Source organism: Rhizobium mulingense (assembly GCF_029194105.1).
Classification (GTDB): Bacteria; Pseudomonadota; Alphaproteobacteria; order Rhizobiales; family Rhizobiaceae; genus Rhizobium; species Rhizobium mulingense.
In genome coordinates this window covers 156,008-181,469 of sequence record NZ_JARFVE010000007.1, presented here as the reverse complement: position 1 = coordinate 181,469, position 25,462 = coordinate 156,008, and the positions used below count along the sequence as shown (strand labels likewise).

Below are 25,462 nucleotides of genomic sequence, written 5' to 3'. Positions count from 1 at the left end.
CCATGCTGGCGAAGATCATCGCCGAACTCGGTCCGTGGAGCTGGTGGGTTGTTGGCCTGGTTCTGCTCGCCGCGGAAATGATCGTGCCCGGCTTCTTCCTGGTGTGGATCGGCCTCGCTGCCTTGATCGTCGGTGCACTGTCGCTGCTGTTCTGGGACAGCGCGTTCTGGGTCTGGGAGTTGCAGGCGATCCTTTTTGCCTTGCTCGCCGTTGCCACGACCTTTGCCGGCCGTCGGCTGATGCTGCGCAATGCCGCCACCGACGAGCCCTTCCTCAATCAGCGCGGCGCGAGCCTCGTCGGCCGTACCGCGACGCTGCACGAGCCGATCCGTGAAGGCCGCGGCCGCATCCGTCTCGATGATACGCTGTGGCAGGTGATGGGGCCTGATCTGCCCGTAGGGACGCAGGTCAAGGTCGTCGCGAGCAACGGCCGCGACCTCACGGTCGAACCCATCTAATCAAATAATGCTGATCAGGCGACGCCGATCCGCAGCAGGTCATGGAAATGCACCAGCCCGAGCGGTCGTCTGTCGTCGTCGACGACGATCAGCGCGCCGATGCTGTGCTGATTGAGCAGCGCGAGGGCAGCGGTCGCCAGCATCGTCGGCTTCACCGTCTTCGGCGTCTTCGTCATGATGTCGTCGACGGCAAGCTCGGCGAGATTACGGGTCAGGTTGCGCGCCATATCGCCTTCAGTGACGATGCCGCAGAGCCGTCCCTCCTCGTCGAGCACGCCGACGCAGCCGAAATGCTTGCGCGAGAGCACCGTGATCGCCTCCGGCATTGGCGTGCCCTTGGCAACGAGCGGCAACCGCTCGCCGGTATGCATGATGTCGGCGACATGTGTCAGGCTCGCGCCGAGCTTGCCGCCGGGATGGAAGACGTGGAAATCCGTGGCGGTAAAGCCGCGCGCCTCCAGAAGCGCCACTGCCAAGGCATCGCCAAGCGCAAGCTGCATCAGCGTCGAGGTCGTCGGCGCCAGCCCATTGGGGCAGGCTTCCTGTTCGTTCGGCACCAGAAGCACGATATCGGCAGCGGTCGCAAGCGAGGAGTGTTCGCCGCAGGTGAGCGCGATCAATGGAATGGAAAAGCGCCGCGTGAAGGAAATAATGCTCTTGAGCTCGGCGCTCTCGCCGCCTTTGGAAATCGCCAGCACGACGTCGTCGCGCGCGATCATGCCGAGATCGCCGTGATTGGCTTCGGCCGCATGCACGAAGAAGGCAGGCGTCCCGGTCGACGCGAAGGTCGCCGCCAGCTTGGCGCCAATATGGCCGCTCTTGCCGACACCGGTGACGATCACCCGGCCGGAGATATCGCCAATGACTTCGATCGCGCGGGTGAACGGGCCGGCCAATCCATTGTCCAAGGCCTGTTCGAGCGCTTCAAGACCGCGTTTTTCGATTTCAATCGTGCGCTTTGCTGATTCGAGCACGCCGTTTTCGACCAGTTTTATCGCTCTTCTGTTCATGGACTTGCGTTAGACCTTTTCACTTTCCAAGTCCACCCCGGCCTCTTTCCGAATTGTGAACGGCGCCCGCCGACGGCAACGAATGATTAACCACGAGGCTTTACCTTTGGGTAAGAACCGAAAGCATGTCAGGCGCGAATTGCATGGGCCAGCCAGATCAGACGAGCAGTGTGACGCCGCTCCGCGCCATGAGCCGTGCCGTCTCTTTTGCTGCGTTCGGCAGTCTGCTGCTTAGCCAGCTAGCCTTTGCACAATCCGCCTCACAGCCGGCAAACAGCGGCTCCGCGGCCTCTCAGGACAATCGCACCACCTACAACGCCGCATCCACCGCTGACGATAGCGATGACGGCGCCATTCCCGCGGCGAACGGCACGACCGCGAACGCCGATGGCGCTTCGCAGAGGCCCGCCATATCGGATTCGCACGCCGGCGACGACATTACCGGCTCCATTCTCGACGAGGACATCCGCCGGCTGAACACCCGCGAAGCACCGGTCGACGAAGCGCCGCGCCGCCGGGCTGCCGAAAGTGCGTCGACGGCGGAAACGCCGGGCATTCCGCTCGGCACCTTCGTGCTTCGCCCAAGCGTCACCCAGAGCATCAACACCGAGACCACAAAGGACGGCAATACCAGGCAGCGGCGCGCCTTCCTCGAAACCGATGCGGCCGCGACGCTGACCTCCGACTGGGGCCGCCACCAGCTGAGCGTCACCTCGGAAGGCGCCTGGCAGAAGAATATCAGCGGCGAAGGTGAGGAGCAGCCGTCTTTCAAGGTCAACGGCGATCTCAGGCTGGATCTTCCCCACGATACGGTCGCGCACCTCACCGCCGGGTATAATTTTTACCGCGAAGATACGGACGATCCCGACGCGATCGCCAATGCAACGCAGCAATCCGATGTGCAGGAGTTTTCGGCCGGGGCCTCCGTCCAACGCGATTTCGGCATTCTGCGCGGCACGACGGCGCTGGCGCTCACCCGTTCGATCTATTCCGACGCCACGCTGGCAAGCGGCGCGACCGTCGCACTCAGTGACCGCAATCAGACGACCGGCACGTTGCGCGGCCGCCTCGGCTACGAGCTGTCGCCCGCGCTCATCCCCTTCATCGAGGCGACGGTCGGCCGGACGCTTTATGACGAGACGCGCGATTCAGCCGGCTACGAGCGTTCGAGCCAAAGCTACGGCACCAAGGCCGGCGTCGAGGTCGATCTCGGCGAAAAGCTGAAGGGAGAAGTTGGCGTCGGCTATGAGAGGGCGGATTTCGAAGATAACAGGCTCTCGTCGATCGACACGGCCACGCTCGATGCGAGCCTGCTCTGGTCGCCGGTCCGCGGCACCGATGTCAATTTCGACCTGCAGACGAGCATCCAGCCGACGACCACGGCCGGCGAGAGCGGTTATGTCTCGCACGCGCTGACGACGACGGTCACGCATCAGCTGCGCGACAATCTGGTCGGCAGGATGATCGGTGGGGTCGTATGGCGCAATTATCCCACTGACAGCACGATCAACGACGAGCTCGTCTATACCGCGGCGACCGGCCTGACCTGGAACATCAACCGCTATCTCGATCTGACCAGTTCGCTCGGTTACGAGCTGACGGCGCGCAAGGAAGGATCCGATTCGCAGCAATGGCGCGCGGGCGTCGGCCTCAAGCTGAAACGCTAAAGCGCAACGCAATCGTTCAGATTCGCTCCTTGCGCTTTAGCTCTTTGTTTTCACGCATGTCGTTGCCGCAAAACCGCGCACACTTTTGCGCGGCGCTGTGTCATTCATGCGCTAAAGAGAACCTTACCTCAGGCCGGCAAGCAATTCCTTGAAGCCGCCTTCGACGGTCGGGCGGATATCGGCGCGTTCGAGGGCGTAGGCGACATTTGCCAAGATGAAGCCATCCTTGGCGCCGCAGTCGTAAGTCGTGCCGCGGAAGTGGTAACCGGCAAAATCCTGTTCCTTCAGCAGCTTCAGCATGCCGTCGGTCAGCTGGATCTCGTTGCCGGCCCCGCGCTCCTGGGTTTCGAGGATCCGGAAAATCTCCGGCTGCAGGATGTAGCGGCCGTTGATGAAGAAGTTGGAAGGCGCCGTTCCCTTGGCGGGCTTTTCCACCATGCCGGTGATTCGGAAGCCCTCGCCGATTGCTTCGCCGACGCCGACGATGCCGTATCTATGGGCCTGGTCGGGCGCGCATTCCTCGACGGCGATAATATTGCCGCCGCTCTGGCCGTAAAGATCGATCATCCCCTTCATGCAGCCCTTGTCGCCCTTCATGATCATGTCGGGCAGCAGCAACGCGAAAGGTTCGTCGCCGACGATCTCGCGGGCGCACCAGACCGCATGACCGAGGCCGAGCGGCTCCTGTTGGCGGGTGAAGCTCACCGTGCCGGCCTTAGGTAATTGCTGCTGCAGGAGAGTAATTTCCGCCTTCTTGGCGCGCTCCTTGAGCGTCTGCTCAAGCTCGAAATGAATGTCGAAATAATCTTCGATGACGTGCTTGTTGCGCCCGGTGACGAAAACCAGATGTTCGATTCCGGCTTCGATCGCCTCATCGACGACATATTGAATGATTGGCTTGTCGACGACGGTCAACATTTCCTTCGGAACAGCCTTTGTCGCCGGCAGGAATCGCGTCCCCAACCCGGCAACCGGAAATACTGCTTTACGAACTTTGTTATGCTGAGCCACACCCGGCCTCCTGCTTCGCCATATCGCTTTGGAAAAAGAGCCTTTTGGCTCTACCTAGTATAGAATTGCTACTGTTTTGCAATGGTGACCGCGGCCGACCGCCATGGTAAAGAATTTGTTGACTCCGTTCCTGTAATCTCGGGTCTGGGCGGACGTGACGCCTCTGCTGCACCGAAAACTAAAGATGACGGATACGACTGTCGATGATCCAGAATCATAAAAACTCCCTTCGTGGTCTTGCTCTCGCCCTCGTTGTCGCCGCCCAGGTGGGCCTGGTCCCCGACAACGCGAAAGCCGATTCTCGGTTCCAGAAATGGATCGCGGATTTTTACCAAACAGCCGCACAGAGTGGCATCAGTAAGGCAACCTACCAAAAGGCCTTTTCCGGGGTGAGCGAGCCCGACCCGACGGTGCTCGAAAAAGCCGCCTATCAGCCGGAATTTACCTCGAAGATCTGGGATTACATCGATTCGCGCGTTAATCCCTACACGGTCAAGATCGGCCGCGAGATGGCCGCCAAGCATGCCCGCACGCTCAACGCGATTGAACAGCGCTTCGGCGTCGACAAGGCCATTCTGCTCGCAATATGGTCGATGGAATCCAATTACGGAGCGATCCTCGACAAGGACGACCGGCTGCATTACGTGCCGCGCGCACTGGCGACGCTTGCCTATGCCGATCCGAGCCGCGCCAAGTTCGCCAAGAAGCAGCTGGTTGCCGCGCTGAAGATCCTGCAGAACGGCGACGTGCCGGCACGTGAGATGACCGGCTCCTGGGCGGGCGCCATGGGCCATACGCAGTTCATCCCGACGAGCTACCTGCTTTACGCCGTCGATGCCGACGGCAACGGCCATCGCGACATCTGGAATTCGGTGCCGGACGCGCTGGCGACTTCGGCCAATCTCCTGATGAAGAACGGCTGGGATACCGGCAAGACCTGGGGCTACGAGGTCATCGTTCCCGCAGCCGCCGCCAAGCAGGCAGGCAAGACCCATACGCTCGCCCAATGGGCGGAACTCGGCCTGAAACGCGCGAACGGCAAGGCCTTCCGCGAAGGCGGCAGCAAGGCCGTACTGAAAATGCCGGCCGGACCGAACGGCCCGGGCTTCCTGATGACGGCCAACTTTTTCACCATCAAGAACTACAATGCTTCGGACAGCTACGCGCTTGCGGTTGGCCTGCTGGCCGATCAGATCGCCGGTTACGGCGGCATGCAGCAGCGCTGGCCGCGCCCGGACGGCGCCCTTGATATCACCGAGAAATTCGAGCTGCAGACCCGCCTCAAGACCCTCGGCTATTACAATGGCGAGGTCGATGGCAATTTCGGCTCGGGTTCGAAAGCGGCGATATCGGCGGTGCAGGAGCGCATCGGCATGCAGCCGGACGGCGAGCCCTCACTGCCGCTCCTGAACGCACTCCGCCGCTAGCGCCATGCCGAAAGGCAAGCCCTGATTGGAAGCCACAGAACCGTGACCTAAATTATGAGCGGGAGTGGACGCTGACCTACCCTGCGTGCAAGATGCCGGCAGATGCGGAACTGCCCATGATGAAGAAAAGTGATCGGACCCCGAAAATCCGTTGGCTGTTGCTCGCCTTGACGGCGGCTTCGCTGTGCGCCGGCGCGCTTGCGCCGGTGCATGTCGCCGAGGCCCAGGAACAGCGCTACCAGCGCCGGTCGATCCTCGATTTCTTCCTTGGCCGGCGCTATCTCGATGATGACGGTCCGCAGGCCCCTGATGCCCCGCAGCCGAGACGCCAGCAGCAGCGCAAGCGCTCGCCGACGCAGAAGGCGGTGATCAATACCCGCACCGCGCCGCCGGTGCGGCCGCCGGTGCAGGAAGAGCCGATCGTGCAGAAGCTTGGCGACGCCAAGAAGATCCTGATCGTCGGCGATTTCCTCGCCAGCGGCCTCGGCGACGGCCTGACCGCCGCCTTCGAGACTTCGCCCGGCGTCGTCGTCGAAGCCCGCGGCAACGTCTCCTCGGGCCTTGTCCGCGACGATTATTATGACTGGCCGGAACAGCTGCCGAAGATGATCGACGAGCTGAAGCCGGCCATGGTCGTCGTCATGATCGGCGCCAACGATCGCCAGCAGATGGTGACCGACACAGCCAAGGAAAAATTCCGCACTGACGGCTGGTTTGCCGAATATCGCCGCCGCGTTCTTTCCTTCGGCAAAGAAGTCACCGACCGCAAGATCCCGCTGCTTTGGGTCGGACTTCCCGCCTTCGAATCCGATCAGATGACGGCTGACGCCGTCCAGATGAATCAGCTCTACCGCAACCAGGTGGAAAGCATCGGCGGCGAATTCGTAGATATCTGGGATGGCTTCGTCGACGAGAACAGCAACTTCATCGTCACCGGTTCGGATGTGAATGGCCAGCAGGTGCGCCTGCGCACCTCCGACGGCGTCAACCTCACGCAGGCCGGCCGCCGCAAACTTGCCTTCTATGTGGAAAAGCCGGCCCGCCGCATTCTCGGCACCCAAGCAAGCCCGGATCTGGTGCGGCTCGACGAGAGTGCCCTGCCCGGTCTCGGCCTTCCCACCAATCCGGTCGAACACACCGTGCCGATCAGTCTCTCCGATCCCAATCTCGACGGCGGCACCGAGCTTCTCGGCGCAAGGCCGCCGCCTGTGACGCTGACGAAATCGCCGCGCGATCTCCTCGTCGAACAGGGCGAGATGACGCCGGCCCCAGTCGGGCGCGTCGACGACTACCGCATGCCGGCGGCCAAATCGCCGGCCGAAGTCTCGGTGAAATGAGAAAGGCCGCGCGAGGCGGCCTTCATTCCCTTCACTTCGCCGCCGTCTGCGGCCAGCTCAGATAATAATAGTTTGAGCCGATCAGGCCAAAGAAGGCATTGCCTTCAGTCGTCTGGTCGACATAGCTGCCGTTTTCCTTGATGAAGGCGCCGTCGGAACCACGCTCCAGATGTGCATTCAGGAATTCGCTCCAGCCTCTGACATCGATCGTCCTGCCGACCTTGCTTTCCGTGTCTGCCTCATCGGGATCGTCGACGTCCCAGGCGGCGACCGACACACCTTGCGTCGGATCGGAGATGGTGAGCGTGCCTGCCTCCAGCGCAGCCAGCATGTCATGGGCCTTGCCGCTTTCGCCCTCGGCCGCGGCCGCTTCCTGCAACTGCTGCTTCAGCATCGACATGAAGGAGCCGCTGGTCACATCGGCTCTGTCGTCAGTCGTGTCGGTCTCGTCGGAGGTGTCGTCCTTGGACGAAAGCGTGTCGAGCAGCCCCGACAGCGCCTGATTGGAAAGAAGCGACACGGAGCTCGAATCGAGTCCGTAGCCGCGCAGAATGCTTGCCGCCGACGAACTCTGCGTATCTTCTGAGCTTTCATCGGAACTACGAAGATTCTTCAAGGCGTATTGGGTCGAAACCATCCTGGAATTATCGAGTGCAGAAACCATTTGAATAATCCTTGTCGATCATTCGCGACGGCTCCTCCTGAGCCCGCGTCAGGCATAACCTCACCCTCCGGCATTGCTTCAAGCTTGCGTCCCACCCCGGCGCGGCAAGCGGTCGCACCGGCAAAAGAGCTCCCGCCGGACGCGCCGCGCACAATAAAAAACTCCGCCGGAAAGGCGGAGTTCGTGTCTTCGTCAGCCTATAGGAGGCGCCGCGATCAGTTCGGCAGCACGCTCGAGCCCATCAAGGCCTCATCGATGGCGCGGGCAGCCTGGCGGCCTTCGCGGATCGCCCAGACCACCAGCGACTGGCCGCGGCGCACGTCGCCCGCCGTCCAGAACTTGTCGATCGAGGTCTTATAGTCCCGGTCGTTGGCGACGACGTTGGTGGAACCACGCTTATCGGTATTGAGCGTCAGCTTGCCCTCGAGCTCCTTCAGCACGCTTGTCGTAAACGGGCCGCGGAAACCGATGGCGATGAAGGCCAGATCGGCTCGGATGACGAATTCCGTGCCCGCAACCGGCCGCCGGCGCTCATCGACCTCACAGCATTTGACGCCCGTCAGCACGCCGTCTTCGCCGATGAATTCGAGCGTCGCCACCTGGAACTCGCGCACGGCGCCCTCGGCCTGCGAGGAGGAGGTGCGCATCTTCGTTGCCCAGAAAGGCCAGACGGCCAGCTTGTCTTCCCTCTCCGGCGGCTGCGGCCGAATGTCGAGCTGGGTGACCTTGACGGCGCCCTGGCGGAACGCCGTGCCGACACAGTCCGACGCCGTATCGCCGCCACCGACGACGACGACATGTTTGGCGCCGGCAAGGATCGGATCCGACGGCCAGCCGACGCTGTCGATGTTCTCGCGCCCGACGCGGCGGTTCTGCTGCACCAGATAGGGCATGGCATCATGCACGCCGGCAAGGTCGATGCCCGGAATGCCCGCCTCGCGCGGCGTCTCGGAGCCGCCGCAATAGAGCACGGCGTCATGATCGGCCAGCAGCTGCTCAACCTTGACGTCGACGCCGACATTGACGCCGCAATGGAAGGTGACGCCCTCGCCCTTCATCTGCTCGACGCGGCGGTCGATGAAGTTCTTCTCCATCTTGAAATCTGGAATGCCATAGCGCAGCAGGCCGCCCGGCTTGGTCTCGCGCTCATAGACATGCACCTCGTGGCCGGCGCGGCCGAGTTGCTGGGCGGCCGCCATGCCGGCCGGACCGGAGCCGATGACGGCAACCTTCTTGCCGGTATGAACTGTCGCCGGCTGCGGCCGGATGAAGCCGAGCTCATAGGCCTTGTCGGCGATTGCCTGCTCGACCGTCTTGATGGCAACCGGCGCATCCTCGAGATTCAAAGTGCAGGCTTCCTCGCAGGGCGCCGGGCAGACGCGGCCGGTGAACTCCGGGAAGTTGTTGGTCGAATGCAGGTTCTGGATCGCCGCTTCCCAGTTGTTGTTGTAGACGAGGTCGTTCCAGTCAGGAATCTGGTTGTGCACCGGGCAGCCGGTGGGGCCGTGGCAATAGGGGATGCCACAGTCCATGCAGCGCGCCGCCTGTTTCTGCACTTCCGGATCCGACATTGGGATCGTGAATTCGCGGAAATGGCGGATACGATCCGACGCCGGCTGGTATTTCGCCACCTGCCGGTCGATTTCCAGAAACCCTGTTACCTTGCCCATCTCTTCGTCCCTTACCCTCATGACCGCCTCATCCGCGGCCAATTGTCTGTCGTCAGTCCCGGCATTCCGGGCGGGTTGCTTCTCTTGACCGTCATTGGAACATATCCCCTGAAACATCCGGGCGATCTGGACGGCCTTTCGCCGTCATGATCGTCACGGATCATCGAGACGTTTCCGATATCCGCCACCCGCAATCAGCACGTGGCGAATATCCCGGTGCAAATCACTCCGCGGCGATGCCCATCCGGCTGCGTTCCATTTCCTCGAGCGCACGGCGGTATTCGACCGGCATGACCTTGCGGAACTTCGGACGGTAGTCGGCCCAGTGATCGAGGATCTGCTTGGCGCGGGCCGAGCCCGTATAGTGCAGATGGTTGGAAATCAGCTGGTAGAGGCGCTCCTCGTCATGGCGGGTCATGTCGCCAGAGACATCGACGCGTCCCTTGTGCATGAGATCGCCGCCGTGATGATGCAGCTTCTCCAGCATGTCGTCCTCCTCCGGCACCGGCTCGAGTTCGACCATCGCCATGTTGCAGCGGCTGGCAAAATCGCCGGCTTCATCGAGCACATAGGCGACGCCGCCCGACATGCCCGCCGCGAAGTTGCGGCCGGTGGCGCCGAGCACGACGACGACACCGCCGGTCATATATTCGCAGCCATGGTCGCCGACACCTTCGACGATGGCGATCGCGCCGGAATTGCGGACGGCGAAACGTTCGCCCGCCACGCCGCGGAAGTAGCATTCGCCCTCGGTGGCGCCGTAAAGCACGGTGTTGCCGACGATGATCGAGTTCTCGGCCACAATCCTGGAGTTTTCCGGCGGCCGGATAATGATCTTGCCGCCCGAAAGTCCCTTGCCGACATAGTCGTTGCCGTCGCCGATCAGGTTGAAGGTGACGCCGCGCGCCAGGAAGGCGCCGAAGCTCTGGCCCGCCGTGCCGCGAAGCGTCACGTTGATCGTGTCTTCCTTCAGCCCGCGATGGCGGTAACGCTTGGCAACCTCGCCGGACAGCATCGCACCGGCCGAGCGGTCGACGTTCTTGATGTCGACCTCAAAGGCGACGGGCGTCTTGTCGGTCAGCGCCGGCTGCGCCTGCTCGATCAACACGCGGTCGAGAATGTCATCGATCGGGTGCTGCTGCCGGCTCGTCCAGAAAGTCTCTTCCTTGGCGGCATCGACCTTGTGGAAGATGCGGCTGAAGTCGAGCCCCTTGGCCTTCCAATGCGCCAGCATCTCGTCCTTCTCCAGGAGCTCCGAAGCGCCGATGATCTCGTCAAGCCGGGTAAATCCGAGCGAGGCGAGGATTTCGCGCACTTCGTTGGCAACGAAGAAGAAGTAGTTGATGACGTGCTCCGGCGTGCCCTTGAAGCGCTTGCGCAGCACCGGATCCTGCGTCGCCACACCGACCGGACAGGTGTTGAGATGGCACTTGCGCATCATGATGCAGCCGGCTGCGATCAGCGGCGCGGTGGCGAAGCCGAACTCGTCGGCGCCGAGCAGCGCCCCAATGATGACGTCGCGGCCGGTCTTCAGACCGCCGTCCACCTGCAGCGCGACGCGCGAACGCAGCCCGTTCAGCACCAGCGTCTGCTGGGTTTCGGCAAGGCCGATTTCCCAAGGGCTGCCGGCATGTTTGAGCGAGGTCAGCGGCGACGCACCCGTGCCGCCGTCGAAGCCGGCGATCGTGATATGGTCGGCGCGCGCCTTGGCGACGCCGGCGGCAACCGTACCGACGCCGACTTCTGAGACGAGCTTGACCGAGACATCAGAGGTCGGGTTGACGTTCTTCAAATCGTAGATCAGCTGCGCCAGATCCTCGATCGAATAGATGTCGTGGTGCGGCGGCGGCGAAATCAGGCCGACACCCGGGGTCGAGTGACGGGTCTTGGCGACCGTCGCATCGACCTTGTGACCGGGCAGCTGGCCGCCTTCGCCGGGCTTGGCGCCCTGCGCCACCTTGATCTGCAGCACATCGGCGTTGACGAGATATTCGGTCGTGACGCCGAAGCGGCCCGACGCGATCTGCTTGATCGCCGAACGCTCCGGATTGCTCGACCCATCGGAGAGCGGCATGTAGCGGTCGGATTCCTCACCGCCCTCGCCGGTGTTCGACTTGCCGCCGATCCGGTTCATGGCGATCGCCAGCGTCGTATGCGCCTCGCGGGAAATCGAGCCGAAGGACATCGCTCCGGTCGAGAACCGCTTGACGATATCGGCCGCCGGTTCGACCTCGTCTATTGATACCGGCTTGCGGCCGAGCGCCTCGGCGCTCTTGATGTTGAACAGCCCGCGGATCGTGTTCATGCGCAGCGCCGAATTGTTCACCATCTCGGCGAATTCGCGGTAGCGGTCCTCGGCATTGCCGCGCACGGCATGTTGAAGGGCGGCGACCGCATCCGGCGTCCAGGCATGGCTTTCGCCGCGCATGCGGTAGGCGTATTCGCCGCCGATATCGAGCGTCGTCGCAAGCAGCGGATCCTTGCCGAAGGCGGCGTTGTGGCGGGCGACGGTCTCTTCGGCGATCGCTTCGAGGCCGATCCCTTCAATCATCGTTGCGGTTCCGAAGAAATACTTGTCGACCAGTTCCGACGACAGGCCGATCGCATCGAAGATCTGCGCGCCGCAATAGGACTGGTAGGTCGAGATGCCCATCTTCGACATAACCTTGAGGATGCCTTTCCCGACCGCCTTGATGTAGCGGTAGACGATTTCGGAGGCATCGACTTCCTTGGGGAACTCGCCCTTGGCATGCATGTCGAGCAGCGTGTCGAAGGCGAGATAAGGATTGATCGCCTCGGCGCCGTAGCCGGCGAGCAGGCAGAAATGATGCACTTCGCGCGGCTCGCCGGTCTCGACGACGAGACCGACAGAGGTACGAAGCCCCTTGCGGATCAGGTGATGGTGCACGGCGGCCGTCGCCAGCAGCGCCGGAATGGCGATTCGATCAGGGCCAATCTGACGGTCGGAGAGCACGATGATGTTGTAGCCGCCCTTGACGGCTGCCTCGGCGCGCTCGCAGAGCCGGTCGAGCATTTCAGGCATGCCGGCGGCGCCGCGCTCGATGTCATAGGTGAAATCGAGCGTCTTGGTGTCGAACCGGTCTTCCGTGTGGCCGATCGAGCGGATCTTCTCGAGGTCACCATTGGTCAGGATCGGCTGACGCACCTCGAGGCGCTTGGCATTCGCCATGCCTTCATGGTCGAGAATGTTCGGGCGCGGGCCGATGAAGGAGACGAGGCTCATGACGAGCTCTTCGCGGATGGGATCGATCGGCGGGTTCGTCACCTGCGCGAAGTTCTGCTTGAAATAGGTGTAGAGCAGCTTCGGCTTTTCCGACATCGCCGAGATCGGCGTATCCGTGCCCATCGACCCGATCGCTTCCTGGCCCGTCGTCGCCATCGGCGACATCAGGATGCGAGTATCCTCGGTCGTGTAGCCGAAGGCCTGCTGACGGTCGAGCAGCGACACGTCGCGACGCAGTGCCCGCGGCTCCACCGGCTTCAGCTCTTCGAGGATCAGTTGGGTGCGGTCGAGCCAGCTGCGATAGGGATGCGCGGTGGCAAGCTGCGACTTCACCTCGTCGTCGGAGATGATCCGGCCTTCTTCCATGTCGATCAGCAGCATCTTGCCCGGCTGCAGGCGCCACTTCTGAATGATCTTATCCTCCGGAACCGGCAGAACGCCGGCTTCGGACGCCATGATGACGCGGTCGTCGTCAGTGACGAGATAACGCGCTGGCCGCAGGCCGTTGCGGTCGAGCGTCGCGCCGATCTGCTTGCCGTCGGTGAAGGCAACGGCAGCCGGCCCGTCCCAGGGTTCCATCAGCGCGGCATGATATTCGTAGAAGGCCTTGCGTTCGGCCGCCATCGACTGGTTGCCGGCCCAGGCTTCCGGGATCAGCATCATCACGGCATGCGCCAGCGAATAACCGCCGCGCACCAGGAATTCGAGCGCGTTGTCGAAGCAGGCCGTGTCCGACTGTCCCTCGTAGGAAATCGGCCAGAGCTTGGAAATATCTTCGCCGAACAGCGGCGAGGAAACCGATGCCTGCCGCGCCGCCATCCAGTTGACGTTGCCGCGCAGCGTGTTGATCTCGCCGTTATGGGCGACCATGCGATAGGGGTGCGCAAGCTTCCACGACGGGAAGGTATTGGTCGAGAAGCGCTGGTGCACCAGGGCGACCGCGCTTTCGAAACGCGGGTCCGACAGGTCCTTGTAATAGGCGCCGACCTGATAGGCCAGGAACATGCCCTTGTAGACCACCGTCGCCGACGACAGCGACACCGGATAGAAATTGCTCTCCTCGCCGTCGAACTCGTCATAGATGCGGTTGGAGATCACCTTGCGCAGCGTGAACAGCCGGCGCTCGAACTCGTCGTTGTTCTCCGCATCCTCGCCGGCACCGATGAAGACCTGCACGTGATGCGGTTCGGTGGCGGCAATCGCCGGCGCCTTTGAGAGAGAGGAATTATCAACCGGCACGTCGCGAAAACCGATCAGGACCTGGCCTTCCTCTTCAATAACGTCCTTGATCACCTTCTTGAAGTGCTCGATCTGCTTTTCATCGCGCGGCATGAAGATATGGCCGACGCCATATTCGCCGGCCGGCGGCAGGGTGATCCCTTGCCCGGCCATCTCCTCACGGAAGAAGCGGTCGGGAATCTGCACCAGAATGCCGGCGCCGTCGCCCATTAGAGGATCGGCGCCGACAGCGCCGCGGTGCGTCAGGTTCTCAAGAATGAACAAGCCGTCCTTGACGATCTGGTGCGACTTCTCACCCTTCATATGCGCGACAAAGCCGACGCCGCAGGCATCATGCTCGTTGCGGGGATCGTAGAGGCCCTGCTTCTTCGGCAGGCCGGAGGCGGATTTGGACGTATTGGCCGTCGCGCGCATCTCAGCAGCGGCAAACCGGTCAAATTCCATGGATGGCGTCTTCGTCATCGTCTTTCCTCCTGTCGAAACCCGCGGGCCGCGGGCGGCTTTTCGTCCCGCACCGCAACCCGAAGATAGGTTCGGCGCATGACAGCGCTGTTGCATTGTGAAGATCGCCGCAGACATCTGCTTCCAGGGAAAGCAAACCGTCGCGTTGCGCGCCTGCCATTCGCCTCCGCGCGCCGCCCATCCTAAGGCTTGGCGCTCGGAAGAACTATAGCGTGAAAGCCCGCCTGTTCCAGGGCTTTCGGCGCTTCTTCGGCCGCAAAGGCCAAAATAGGACAGCAACACTGTCCTAATTCATCTGTTCTATGCCAGAAAGCACTTGGCTTCGCAAGAGCGCCGGGTCAAAAATCGTGATTTTGCGACGGAAGATTGCCAGATCAGTCGCAATCACGAAATAAAATTACGTGAAACGGAAATATTTTATTTATTAATTGCGCGGTTCAATTTTCGTGATGGATTATAAGCAATGGTCTTGATCCCGTGAAGGATTGACGTAATGTCCGCTGCGACCCTCCCAACCTGTTTCACTCCCACGGTCTCCGCTATGTTCTTTGCATCCGACAATTGGGCCGGCGCCCACAGATCCATTGCCGAACGCCTGCTGGCGGAATCGGCTGGTTTTGCCCCTGCCTATGGCGCCGGCGAGCTCGACAAACAAGTCGAGGCCCGCTTCTGCGAGATCTTCGAACGTGAGGTTTCCGTCTTCTTCGTCGCCACCGGCACGGCCGCCAATTCCCTGTCGCTGGCAAGCGTCCAGCGCCCTGGCGGCATCACTTTCTGCCATTCCGAGGCCCATGTGATCGAGGATGAATGCGGCGCGCCGGAATTCTTCTCCGGCTCCGCCCGCCTCGTTGCCGTCGATGGCGAAGCCGGCAAGATCGATCCGGCGAAACTCTCCGCAAAAATCGCCAACTTTCCCGAGGACGCCCTCCGTCACGGCCGTGCCAGCGCCGTCACCATCACCCAAGCAACCGAGATCGGCACCGTCTATTCCCTGCCGGAGATCGGCGAGATCGCCGCCATATCACGAAAGCGCAACCTGCCGCTCCACATGGACGGCGCCCGCTTCGCCAATGCGTTGATTGCGCTCGGCGCCACTCCGGCCGACATGACCTGGAAGCGCGGCGTCGACATGCTCTCTTTCGGCGGCACCAAAAACGGCTGCTGGTGCGCCGAGGCGATCGTCTTCTTCGATCCGGAGCGGGCGCGCGAAATGCCCTTTATCCGCAAGCGCGCCGCCCAGCTCTTTTCCAAATCGCGTTTCATCGCCGCCCAGTTCGATGCCTATTTCGAAAACGGGCTCTGGCTCGATCTCGCCCGCCATTCCAACGGCATGGCCGATCGCTTGCGCGCCGGCATCGGCGCCAGCAATGCCGCGCGGCTCGCCTGGCCGACCGCGTCAAACGAAGTCTTTGCCGTCATCAGCAAGCGCGCGGCAAAAACCGCCGAGGAAAAGGGCGCCAAATTTTACGCATGGCCGGTGCCCGCGGCAACGCCTGAACTGGTCTCCGAAGGCGAAACCCTGATCCGCCTCGTCACCAGCTTTGCGACCACGCAAGCCGATGTGGATGGTTTCCTGAAGTGCCTGGCCGCCTGATCGGCCGAGCCCGCCTGCCGGGCAGGCTCCCGGTGCCGACGATGGCTCACGCCGACCTCAGCCCTCTCACCTTTTGCAGAATATCGTCCGAAAGTGCGGCGACCAGCGCCTGATCGGCGCCCTTGCGCGGCACGAGCACGAATTCCACGTCCTCCAGCGCCGGCAGTCTTCCAGCAGCGATCTCTCTCAGCCCCGACGGCGCCATGCTGCGCGGCTGCACCAGCACGCCCATCCCGGCCCGCGCCGCCGCCGTCAGCCCGCTGAGACTGCCGCAAGTGCAGACGATCCGCCACGGCACGCCATTGCGCCCGAGCGCTTCCAGGGCGATCGCCCGTGTCACGCTCGGTGGCGGGAAAGCAATCAGCGGCAGTGGCCCGGCTGCCAGCAGCCGCTCAGGATCGCGCGCCAGCCAGACGAGCGGCTCGCGATAGACGAGCTTCCCGCGTGCGTCACCGAGCCGGCGCTTGGCAAGCACCAGATCGATGTCGCCATTGTCCTGCATCTCGTAGAGGACGCCGGAGAGCGCCACGGTCAGTTCAAGGTCGACGGACGGGTGCGACCGAACGAAATCTTCCAGCGCCGCCGGCAACTGGCTGGTGACGAAATCCTCCGAGACGCCGAGCCGCAGGCTGCCGCGCAGGCTGTTGCTCTTAAACAGCGACTGCACCTGCCCCTCGATCGAAAGCATGGCGCGCGCATGCGTCAGCAGCGCTTCGCCATCGCCGGTCAGCATGACCTTGTGCGTGTCGCGCGCCAGAAGCTTGCGACTGAGCGTCGCCTCCAGCCGCTGAATATGCTGACTGACCGTCGATTGCCCGAGACCCAGCCTTTCTGCGGCGAGCGTGAAACTGCCCATCTGTTCGACAGCGACGAAACTGCGCAATTGCGAAAGGTCCAGCATGACATCCAGTTTCTTGATAACTGTTATTTCTTGCATCCTGGATCATAATGGCGGACAGAACAATAACCAATCTTGTTTGCCGCGAGACCGCCATGCGCCGCTTTCTGCCCGATAACTTCACCAGCCTGCTTGTCTGCACCGTCATCCTTGCCTCGCTGTTTCCGGCAAGCGGCACCTTCGCGGATTATTTCGGCATCGCCACCGATCTCGCCATCGCCGCCCTGTTCTTCCTGCACGGCGCCCGCCTCTCGCGCGATGTCGTCATCGCGGGCCTCCTGCATTGGCGCCTGCATCTCGTCATCCTGCTGACGACCTTCGGCATCTTCCCGCTGCTTGGCCTGGCGCTCGGCTTCATACCGGACGCGATCCTGCCGCAGCCGCTCTATCTCGGCATCCTCTTCCTCTGCGTGCTGCCGTCGACGGTGCAGTCATCCATCGCCTTCACCTCGATGGCCGGCGGCAACGTGCCTGCCGCCATCTGCTCGGCCTCCGCCTCGAATATTTTTGGCATGTTTCTGACGCCGCTGCTCGTTGGCCTGCTCTTTTCCGTCGGCGGCCATGGCGGCTTCTCCCTCGACGCGCTTCAGCAGATCCTGCTGCAACTGCTTGCCCCCTTCATCGCCGGCCAGATCCTGCAGCCCTGGATCGGCGACTGGATTCGCGCCAGGAGGAAGATTCTGATGCCCGTTGACCGCGGCTCGATCCTGATGGTCGTCTATCTCGCCTTCTCGACGGCAGTCGTCGAAGGACTCTGGCATACCTTCTCGATCGCCGATATCGGCGTCGTCATCGTCGCCGACACCTTCCTTCTGGGGATAGTGCTGTTGCTGACGATGTTCGGCAGCCGCCGGCTCGGCTTCGGCAAGGCCGACGAGATCACCATCACCTTCTGCGGTTCCAAGAAAAGTCTCGCAAGCGGCGTGCCGATGGCAAACGTCATTTTTGCCGGCCAGTCGATCGGCGCGATCGTGCTTCCGCTGATGCTCTTCCACCAGATCCAGCTGATGGTCGGCTCCGTCATCGCCCAGAAATACGCCGCCGCCGCGGCCCGCCGCGCAACCGAACAGCAAATCAAGGATGCCGCCAGCCCCGCCTGAACAGCAGTAAAGCGAGCGCAATAAAAAACGGCGCCCCAAGCGGAGCGCCGTCCATTTATCCGCACGGGATAATGATCAGCCGTTGACGACCTGCGCCTCGATGGCCTTCGGAGCCTCGACCGGCTCTGCGGCAATCGCGATCTTGCGGGGCTTCATGGCCTCAGGAATATTGCGCAGAAGGTCGATGTGCAGCAGGCCGTTCTTCAGCGAAGCGGCGGTCACCTCGACATGGTCGGCGAGCTGGAAGCGGCGCTCGAAGGCGCGCTTGGCAATGCCGCGATAGAGGAATTCACCGCCTTCGGCGGTTTCCTCGTTCTTTTCACCCTTCACGGACAGCACATGGGCATGGGCCTCGATCGAAAGTTCGGTCTCGTCGAAACCGGCGACCGCCATGGTGATGCGATAGGTGTTTTCACCGGTGCGCTCGATATTATAGGGCGGATAGGTCTGCGCCTGCTCCGGCTGAGCAAGGCTGTCGAGCATGGTGAACAGGCGGTCGAAACCGACCGTCGAACGATAAAGGGGAGAGAAGTCTACGTGACGCATGATGTCCTCCTGTGGAAGCGACGTGTTGCGATAAAATGTCCCTGAAACCCCATGTTTGGCGGCCCCGGGACGGTTGCGCGGGCCCTTCTTGGCACCCGCAGCAAGGAGATGGTGATGGGATTTGCGGAGTTCAAGACCTTTTCGGAATCGCCTTGAACGGCCCGTGAACCCCGCATGAACGGCCGGTTCGGAACGCATTCAGACGCAAGCGCCTAGAGATAGCAGCGTCGGGTAAATCTGGTCCCGGCGGCTGAAGTGCATCGTCCCTTCTTCTTCAGCCTCAACCTAGGCCGGCTGCGGGCACCCTCATGCTCCTGCCGGCCCTTTTCTCCCGCCGCTTTGCGGGCGCCGCCGCTTTCCAAGCCGGGAGCCATGCGCTATCCCTGATAACGAAGCACGCAGCAGCGGCGCATTGGCAAAGTCATGGATCAGGTTCTCTATTCGACGCCCGACAATCCCGCCCCGGAAAACCGCACTGAAGGTTATTTTGAAACCCATGACGGCCACCGGCTGCGTTACGCCGTCTTTCGCTCCGGCGCCCAGGTCGCCAGGGGCACGGTGGTCATTCTCCATGGCCGCAACGAGTATATCGAAAAGTACTTTGAGACCATCCGCGACCTGACGGCGAAAGGCCTCTGGGTCGCGACCTTCGATCTGCGCGGCCAGGGCGGGTCGCCGCGGCTGATGAAACGCCGCAATCACGGTCACATCCGCCGCTTTGTCGATTATGAGCACGATCTCGACACCTTCCTCGAAAAGGTGGTGCTGCCGGACACGCGCCTGCCTTTCTACCTGCTCGCCCATTCCACCGGTGGGCTGATCGCGCTGTCAGCCGCCCCTTATCTGACCACTCGCATCGACCGCATGGTGCTGTCCGCTCCCTTCATCGGCCTGACCGGCCAGACGGCCTCACCCCGCGTCATCCGTGCCCTTGCAGGCACGCTGACCGCTCTCGGCCTTGGTTTCCTGCCGTTGACCTCGAAATTGAAGGAGCCGGACTTCAGCCACAACCCGCTGACCTCGGACGAACAGCGCTTCGACCGCAATGTCGCGATGATGAAGGCTCATCCGGAGCTGACGCTCGGTCCGCCGACAGCCCGTTGGCTCACCGAGGCGTTCAGGACCATCGATCGGGTCACCTCACCCAACCATCTTTTTTCGATCACCATACCGACCATCGTCATCGCCCCGACGCGTGACGGCGTCGTTCCCTATACGGCTCAGGAGCGGCTTTCGCGCTATTTCCGCGCCGGTCAGCTGGTGCCGATCAATGGCGCCCGCCACGAAATCTTCCAGGAACGGGATATCTACCGCGCCGCCGCACTCGCCGCCTTCCATGCCTTCATTCCTGGCAGCGATGCCGAGGAAAACCAGAATGTCCCAGCCCTCGGCACGTGAGCCCGGATCAGCAGGCTGACCGCGGGATCAGCCGAGCTGACCGGGGGATCAGGGGAGCTGACGGGGATCAGCGCTGCAGCACGGCGATCGCCTGCTCGTAGACCGCCCGGCTGCCTGCGGCGATGATCGAGCCGCCATTTTCCGGCCGGCTGCCGTCCCAGGTGGTGATGATCCCGCCCGCCCCCTCGATTACGGGAATGATGCCGCCGACATCATAGGGCTTCAGGCCGTTCTCGATGACGAGGTCGATATGGCCGGCAGCCAGCAGCGCATAGGCATAGCAGTCGCAGCCGTAACGGAAGAGCCGCACCTGGCTCTCGATCTCCCGGTATTTTTCCATCTCCTCGCCGCCGAAGAGGTGCGGCGATGTGGTGAACAGAATGGCGTTCGAGAGCCGGTCGCACTGGCGCGTCACCAGCCGCAGCTCGCCCTCCGGCCCGGTATAGATCGAACCGTTTTCGTCGGCGAAATAACGCTCGCCGGTAAAGGGTTGTTCGATCATGCCCATGATCGCCCGACCCTCTTTCTGCAGGCCGATAAGCGTGCCCCACACCGGCACGCCCGCTATGAAGGCGCGGGTTCCGTCGATCGGATCGATCACCCAGACATAGTCACGATCGAGCCCGACATTGCCGTGCTCTTCGCCGAGAATGCCGTGATCGGGGAAATTCTCCTCGATCAGCGCCCGGATGGCGAACTCGGCAGCCCGGTCGCCTTCCGTCACCGGATCGAACCCCGAGGAAAGCTTGTTGGCGACATCGAGGCCGGAGCGGAAGCGCGGCAGCGTCTCGGCGCGGGCGGCCTCCGCCAGACGATTGAAGAACGAACGGTCAGGAAGCATGGTGGCACCATTTGGCTGGCGGGATCGGGGTTTCATAGCGAAACGTGACGGGAATGCAAACGCCGCGGGCAATATCCGACGAACTGCCCAAAGATGACGCAGCGCAATATATTGCTTGACATTTGTGCAATGCAATAGTAGCGTCGTCGGTACAGTCTTCTGACTGTAAATACCCTCCTTGGGTGTTTCCTCCCTAGACTTAGCCGCGCTGACAAGCGCGGTTCTTTTTTGGCCTTGCGAAAGACGACGGCCACACGAAGATCGCCAAACTGATAAAGAAGCCTATTCGGCGGCCAGCGCCCGGTCGCCGGCGAACTTATCGACGTAATCCGCCATCTGCTGCATGAAGGCCGTCACAGCCTCGGCCACCGCGGCAAAATCCTCGCGCTTCTCTAGCGTCACTTCGTCGACATAGATCGCCCGATTCACCTCGATCTGCAATGCATGCAGGCCGCGCGAGGGGCGGCCGTAATGTTCGGTGATGAACCCGCCGGCATAGGGCTTGTTGCGGATCGCCGCGAACCCCATTTCCTCGAGGATGGCGATGGCGGCGCGCGAAAGTTCGGCCGAAGCGCTGGTGCCGTAGCGATCGCCGATGATAAAATCGGGCCGTCCGGTGCAGCCGGCGACGCGCACATTCCCGGGCATCGAGTGGCAATCGATCAGCACGCCGAAGCCGAACTGCACATGGGTACGGGCGATCAGCCGGCGCAGCGCCGCATGGTAAGGCTTGTAGACCGCTTCGACCCGATCCAGCCCCTCCTGCACCGGCAAGCGCCGCGCATAGATCTCCATGTTCTCGGCGACGATGCGCGGAATGGTGCCGAGCCCGCCGGCGACCCTCAGCGAGTTGACATTGGCATAGGGCGGCAGCAGCCCGTCGAACATCCTGGGATCGAGCTCGTAAGGCTCGCGGTTGACGTCGAGATAGGCGCGCGGAAAGTTGGCGGCGAGAAGCGGTGCGCCGAGGGTGACGGCCGAACCGAAGAGCTCATCGACATAGTGATCCTCGGAACGGCGGATGGCGATGCCTTCGAGCCTCGACTGGGCGATGAATTCCGGTGGATAAATGCGGCCGCTATGGGGGGAGTTGTAGACGAAGGGAATGGTCTGCGACACGGGCTCATGGACTTCAAAAAGCTCGTATTCGCGGATTTCCGGCACTTTCTGCCCTCTTTACCATGTCATGAACTGACTGCTTCGGCCATGTTGCCAGTTGCCCGGCCCCAAGTCCATACTATGTAGAAGGGATGGCAATCACGCACAGGCAATTCACCGGTTGTTTACCGGGCAAAGACTAGTGTAAACGGCTGGCACCCACCCAAAACCTATTGATCAGCGGTCTGGATTGATGACTCAGAAGATACTTCTCGCCGAAGACGACAACGACATGCGCCGCTTCTTGGTGAAAGCGCTGGAAAAGGCCGGCTACAAGGTCCTTTCTTATGATAACGGCGCCAGCGCCTATGACCGGCTGCGCGAGGAGCCGTTTTCCCTGTTGCTGACCGATATCGTCATGCCCGAGATGGACGGCATCGAACTGGCGCGCCGCGCCACCGAACTCGATCCCGACCTGAAGGTCATGTTCATCACCGGTTTTGCCGCCGTGGCGCTGAACCCTGATTCGAAGGCGCCGAAGGATGCCAAGGTCCTTTCCAAGCCCTTCCACCTGCGCGACCTCGTCGACGAGGTCAACAAAATGCTTGCCGCATAAGGCTTGCCGGGCGGCGCGTCACAAAACTGAAAAAAGCCTATTGACGGCTCCGAATGTTTTGTGATCTATGCGCCGCCATCGGATGGGCGTGTAGCTCAGCGGGAGAGCACTACGTTGACATCGTAGGGGTCACAGGTTCAATCCCTGTCACGCCCACCATCCAGATTGCTTGACCTAGAAGGCCTTTCGAGAAATCGAGAGGCCTTTTTACATCGCGGCTTGCGGGCGTGATACACCTGCTCCAGTAGGAGTTTCAGACTTGGCCCAGGTCATCAAACGACGCAAAACTCTTGTGGTTTCCAACGACAAGATTTCCCTGGCAAAAGGTGTCAGCCTTCCTGAGGGACGCTACCCCGTCACTGCCGAGTACGTCGTCTCCCATATGCGCGGCAGGCCGGTCGAGCAGGCCGGCCGTATCATGCTTCACCTGACGCGTCAGAACCTCCTGGACTACGGTGTCGATCTGACCGGCAGCGCGATGTTGGGCAGTGACATCGATGTGAGCGGCAATGTTGCCCGCAAGGAAGCCATCCTGGAATGAATTCTTGGGCGGGGTGTTCGCGACCGCGTTAAGGAAGCAATTCAGGCCGAGAACGCCGCCAGATCACGTCGCAGAACCATGCGAATACCTGACTTCCAGCGTACGACCGGTTCGCCGGCACAGTCAGAGGTAGGAGATTATTCGCACCGGCAGCCGCCCCCCTCGTTTCCGCCGCCCTCGCCTTGCCGGCCTTAGCCGCGCCTGCCTCCGCCCATCGCAGTTACCTACGAGCCATCCCCGGAGTCGCGCAGATCACAGCGACGGCTCGACAGCATGTGAGGACATGCTCACGCGCTCGCCACTTGCATTAGCGTTTTCAAGTTTCAACCCCTCGTTAGTCAAGCATCAAGAGCCGCCGAGTTTGTGACGAACAGATGACGAGTTTGTGACAAAACGCGTGTTATTTCAGCAACATAGCTATGCCCGCCTGTTGTCATGATCGATATCCTTATTGCGGCGCAATATCCCCCATGTAACTACCGCGGCGAGGCAGGCAACTGGTTAAAAAGATGCCGCTTCGCTCACACGGGGTGAAGATCCGTAGGGACTGCCGATGGCAACGGTCTTCATCCTCTCGCATCTGAACTGGAGGTTATTCCATGAACATCAAGAGCCTTCTTCTCGGCTCCGCTGCTGCTCTCGCAGCAGTATCCGGCGCTCAGGCGGCTGACGCTATCGTTGCTGCCGAACCGGAACCGGTTGAGTACGTCCGCGTCTGCGACGCTTACGGCACCGGCTATTTCTACATTCCGGGCACCGAAACCTGCCTCAAGATCAACGGTTATGTCCGTTTCCAGGTTGACGTTGCTCCGAACGCCAGCTCGATCGGCGCCAGCGGCGGCGGTTCCGTTGCCAACGACTCGGACTGGGATGCCCGTACGCGCGGCCAGGTTCAGTTCACGGCCAAGAGCGACACCGAATACGGTCCGCTGACCGGTGTCATCGTCATGCAGTTCAATGCTGACAACGCTTCGGCCCAGAAGGCCCAGCTCGATTCCGCTTACATCGACATCGCCGGCTTCCGCGCTGGTCTGTTCTACAGCTGGTGGGACGATGGCCTCTCGGGCGAAACCGACGATATCGGTTCTCAGGTCACCCTGCATAACTCCATCCGTTATCAGTACGAAACCGACGCCTTCTACGCTGGCATCAGCGTCGATGAGCTGGAAGACGGCCCGTTCTACAACGGCGAAACGCCCAACAACGTCGGCGTTGCCGTTGGTCTCGGCGGCAAGGCTGGTATCTTCAGCTACCAGATCACGGCTGGTTACGACACCGACAACGAAGAAGGTGCCGTCCGCGCCATGGGTACCGTTGCTGTCGGTCCGGGCACGCTCGGCCTCGCAGTCGTCTACGCCTCCAACCCGAACGCCTACTACAACAAGGCTGAATGGGCGATCGCTGCCGAATACGCCATCAAGGCGACTGACAAGCTGAAGATCACCCCGGCTGTTCAGTACTACGACAACTACGGCGTCACCGCTGGCGAGTTCAACGACGACGTCAGCGCCTGGAAGGCCGGCGTAACGATCGACTACCAGATCGTTGACAACCTCTCCACGAAGATCTCGGTCCAGTACCTCGATCCGGACAATGCTGACGACGTCACCTCGGGCTTCTTCCGCCTGCAGCGCGCGTTCTGATAAAACATGGCTGCCGGCTAGAACAGGATGATTTTAGGTCCGTTCGGGCTAAAATCTGAATCCTGTTCTAAATTAAGAGTTAGAGGATGATGTCGTCCGAAAACTGCCTACAATTTCGGCATCATGCTCTAGCCGGCAGCCGCAAATTCCTGATCTGACTGACCTCCGATCGGGAAAGAATGGGTCTGGACTTCCCTGCCTGGACCCATTCCCCTGATCAGACAGTGCATTCAAGACGGCAGGCGCTCGACGAGTGCCTTGCCACCGTCAAATCATGCCAGCTTGTCGATACCTGACAAGGACGCCGTTGCCCTGCTTTCCGGCCGGCAAGCTCAGCGGGCTTTTCACCCATTTGCCGTCAACGGCTGACCAGGCGCAGCCGGCGGGAATCTTATGCCGTGGGGATAGCGGAACCAAATTCGGACACAGAACAATGCCATGGCGAATCGAGGATGGGGCGGTGATTCGCCTTGCCAGCACATGGGGTTTGAAATCGAAATGAACTTATCTGCGCTTGCCGCCGCCGCATTTTTGTCCGCCGCCCTTGCCTTGCCGGCCACCGCCGCACCGGCCTCTCCTGCCGAAACCTTTCCCGGCGCGGCCGGCGTCATTACCCTGTCCGGCAAATGCGCCAAGCTCGTCGTTGCCAAATTCGACGCCACCAAGGGCTGCAAGAACGAGCTTGCCAGCGTTACGCTAGCCAACGGCTCGGTGACGTTCATCTTCACGTCGGATGGCAAGGCGCTCGGCTTCCAGGGCGATGGCGCCGGGATCAAGCCCGCGTCCAATGGCAATGCCCGCTTGCCCCTCAGCCTTGTCACGACAGGCGTCGGCAACAAGATGACCGGTCAGGTCAAGGTCGCCGGCTTCTGCACCTTCGGCAATCCCTATGCCGGCAAGCCGATCGCGATCGAATGCACGGCCGAAAGCAAGGATTCCTCCTTCACCGGCAGCTTCCGCACCGGCGGCAAACTGGTGAAAAAGGGCAAGTAACAAAT

General features: G+C 61.7%; 20 protein-coding genes and 1 tRNA gene. 12 read left to right on the top strand and 9 right to left on the bottom strand.

All coding sequences use genetic code 11. The annotated features are described in order from the left end of the window. Positions 1-2 precede the first annotated feature (2 nt). Entirely contained in the window at positions 3-458 is a 456-nt protein-coding gene (locus tag PYR71_RS18105; RefSeq protein ID WP_010033200.1) for an NfeD family protein, read from the top strand. Between the two features lie 14 nt (positions 459-472). Here the strand turns inward: PYR71_RS18105 and PYR71_RS18100 are convergent, their stop codons facing one another. Further along, the gene (locus PYR71_RS18100; RefSeq protein WP_183917973.1) at positions 473-1,468 is read right to left on the bottom strand and encodes a KpsF/GutQ family sugar-phosphate isomerase; all 996 of its coding nucleotides are present in this window, start codon (positions 1,466-1,468) and stop codon (positions 473-475) included. A 143-nt stretch (positions 1,469-1,611) separates the two neighbouring features. Here PYR71_RS18100 and PYR71_RS18095 point away from each other — a divergent pair, with 143 nt between their 5' ends. Then, complete coding sequence (locus PYR71_RS18095; protein ID WP_275620313.1) at positions 1,612-3,135, top strand: outer membrane beta-barrel protein; 1,524 nt, start codon at positions 1,612-1,614, stop codon at positions 3,133-3,135. 123 nt (positions 3,136-3,258) lie between these two features. On the opposite strand, the gene galU is transcribed toward PYR71_RS18095, so the two are convergent. Beyond that, positions 3,259-4,146 carry a UTP--glucose-1-phosphate uridylyltransferase GalU gene (gene galU, locus PYR71_RS18090; RefSeq protein ID WP_183917969.1) on the bottom strand — a complete coding sequence of 296 codons (888 nt, stop codon included), beginning with the start codon at positions 4,144-4,146 and terminating at the stop codon, positions 3,259-3,261. Between the two features lie 203 nt (positions 4,147-4,349). Here galU and PYR71_RS18085 point away from each other — a divergent pair, with 203 nt between their 5' ends. Beyond that, positions 4,350-5,573, top strand: coding sequence for a lytic murein transglycosylase (locus PYR71_RS18085; RefSeq protein ID WP_275620312.1), 1,224 nt, complete (start codon positions 4,350-4,352; stop codon positions 5,571-5,573). 92 nt (positions 5,574-5,665) lie between these two features. Continuing rightward, entirely contained in the window at positions 5,666-6,910 is a 1,245-nt protein-coding gene (locus PYR71_RS18080) for an SGNH/GDSL hydrolase family protein (RefSeq protein WP_275620311.1), read from the top strand. A 31-nt stretch (positions 6,911-6,941) separates the two neighbouring features. Here PYR71_RS18080 and PYR71_RS18075 read toward each other — a convergent pair whose 3' ends face one another. The 3 genes from PYR71_RS18075 to gltB form a co-directional block, all read right to left on the bottom strand. Then, complete coding sequence (locus tag PYR71_RS18075) at positions 6,942-7,574, bottom strand: hypothetical protein (protein WP_275620310.1); 633 nt, start codon at positions 7,572-7,574, stop codon at positions 6,942-6,944. A gap of 215 nt (positions 7,575-7,789) precedes the next feature. Then, positions 7,790-9,244 (bottom strand): glutamate synthase subunit beta, encoded by a 1,455-nt coding sequence (locus tag PYR71_RS18070; protein WP_275620424.1) that lies wholly within the window; start codon positions 9,242-9,244, stop codon positions 7,790-7,792. A gap of 223 nt (positions 9,245-9,467) precedes the next feature. Next, positions 9,468-14,189, bottom strand: coding sequence for a glutamate synthase large subunit (gene gltB / locus PYR71_RS18065; RefSeq protein WP_275620309.1), 4,722 nt, complete (start codon positions 14,187-14,189; stop codon positions 9,468-9,470). A gap of 541 nt (positions 14,190-14,730) precedes the next feature. Between gltB and PYR71_RS18060 the strand changes: the two genes are divergently transcribed. Further along, entirely contained in the window at positions 14,731-15,783 is a 1,053-nt protein-coding gene (locus PYR71_RS18060) for a threonine aldolase family protein (RefSeq protein WP_183918222.1), read from the top strand. Positions 15,784-15,829: 46 nt separating this feature from the next. On the opposite strand, the gene PYR71_RS18055 is transcribed toward PYR71_RS18060, so the two are convergent. Then, positions 15,830-16,684, bottom strand: a complete 855-nt coding sequence (locus PYR71_RS18055) for a LysR substrate-binding domain-containing protein (RefSeq protein WP_275620308.1) — start codon at positions 16,682-16,684, stop codon at positions 15,830-15,832. Between the two features lie 92 nt (positions 16,685-16,776). Here PYR71_RS18055 and PYR71_RS18050 point away from each other — a divergent pair, with 92 nt between their 5' ends. Continuing rightward, positions 16,777-17,781, top strand: a complete 1,005-nt coding sequence (locus PYR71_RS18050; RefSeq protein WP_275620307.1) for a bile acid:sodium symporter family protein — start codon at positions 16,777-16,779, stop codon at positions 17,779-17,781. A gap of 75 nt (positions 17,782-17,856) precedes the next feature. On the opposite strand, the gene PYR71_RS18045 is transcribed toward PYR71_RS18050, so the two are convergent. Beyond that, entirely contained in the window at positions 17,857-18,327 is a 471-nt protein-coding gene (locus PYR71_RS18045) for an Hsp20 family protein (RefSeq protein ID WP_183917955.1), read from the bottom strand. Positions 18,328-18,750: 423 nt separating this feature from the next. Between PYR71_RS18045 and PYR71_RS18040 the strand changes: the two genes are divergently transcribed. Further along, on the top strand, positions 18,751-19,725 hold the full coding sequence (locus PYR71_RS18040) for an alpha/beta fold hydrolase (RefSeq protein ID WP_275620306.1): 975 nt from the start codon (positions 18,751-18,753) through the stop codon (positions 19,723-19,725). Positions 19,726-19,792: 67 nt separating this feature from the next. Here the strand turns inward: PYR71_RS18040 and hisN are convergent, their stop codons facing one another. Both hisN and PYR71_RS18030 read right to left on the bottom strand, forming a co-directional pair. Then, complete coding sequence (gene hisN / locus PYR71_RS18035; RefSeq protein WP_275620305.1) at positions 19,793-20,566, bottom strand: histidinol-phosphatase; 774 nt, start codon at positions 20,564-20,566, stop codon at positions 19,793-19,795. A gap of 282 nt (positions 20,567-20,848) precedes the next feature. Continuing rightward, positions 20,849-21,730, bottom strand: coding sequence for an N-formylglutamate amidohydrolase (locus PYR71_RS18030; RefSeq protein ID WP_183917949.1), 882 nt, complete (start codon positions 21,728-21,730; stop codon positions 20,849-20,851). Between the two features lie 187 nt (positions 21,731-21,917). Between PYR71_RS18030 and cpdR1 the strand changes: the two genes are divergently transcribed. The 5 genes from cpdR1 (at position 21,918) to PYR71_RS18005 (ending at position 25,457) form a co-directional block, all read left to right on the top strand. Continuing rightward, a complete protein-coding gene (gene cpdR1 / locus PYR71_RS18025; protein WP_003542883.1) occupies positions 21,918-22,280 on the top strand; it encodes a response regulator CpdR1 in 363 nt (120 codons plus the stop codon). Positions 22,281-22,364: 84 nt separating this feature from the next. Beyond that, positions 22,365-22,439: transfer RNA gene (locus tag PYR71_RS18020), tRNA-Val, on the top strand. 100 nt (positions 22,440-22,539) lie between these two features. Then, positions 22,540-22,821 carry a hypothetical protein gene (locus PYR71_RS18015; RefSeq protein ID WP_210314515.1) on the top strand — a complete coding sequence of 94 codons (282 nt, stop codon included), beginning with the start codon at positions 22,540-22,542 and terminating at the stop codon, positions 22,819-22,821. A gap of 599 nt (positions 22,822-23,420) precedes the next feature. Continuing rightward, complete coding sequence (locus PYR71_RS18010; protein WP_275620304.1) at positions 23,421-24,464, top strand: porin; 1,044 nt, start codon at positions 23,421-23,423, stop codon at positions 24,462-24,464. 498 nt (positions 24,465-24,962) lie between these two features. Continuing rightward, complete coding sequence (locus PYR71_RS18005; RefSeq protein WP_183917945.1) at positions 24,963-25,457, top strand: hypothetical protein; 495 nt, start codon at positions 24,963-24,965, stop codon at positions 25,455-25,457. Positions 25,458-25,462 lie beyond the last annotated feature (5 nt).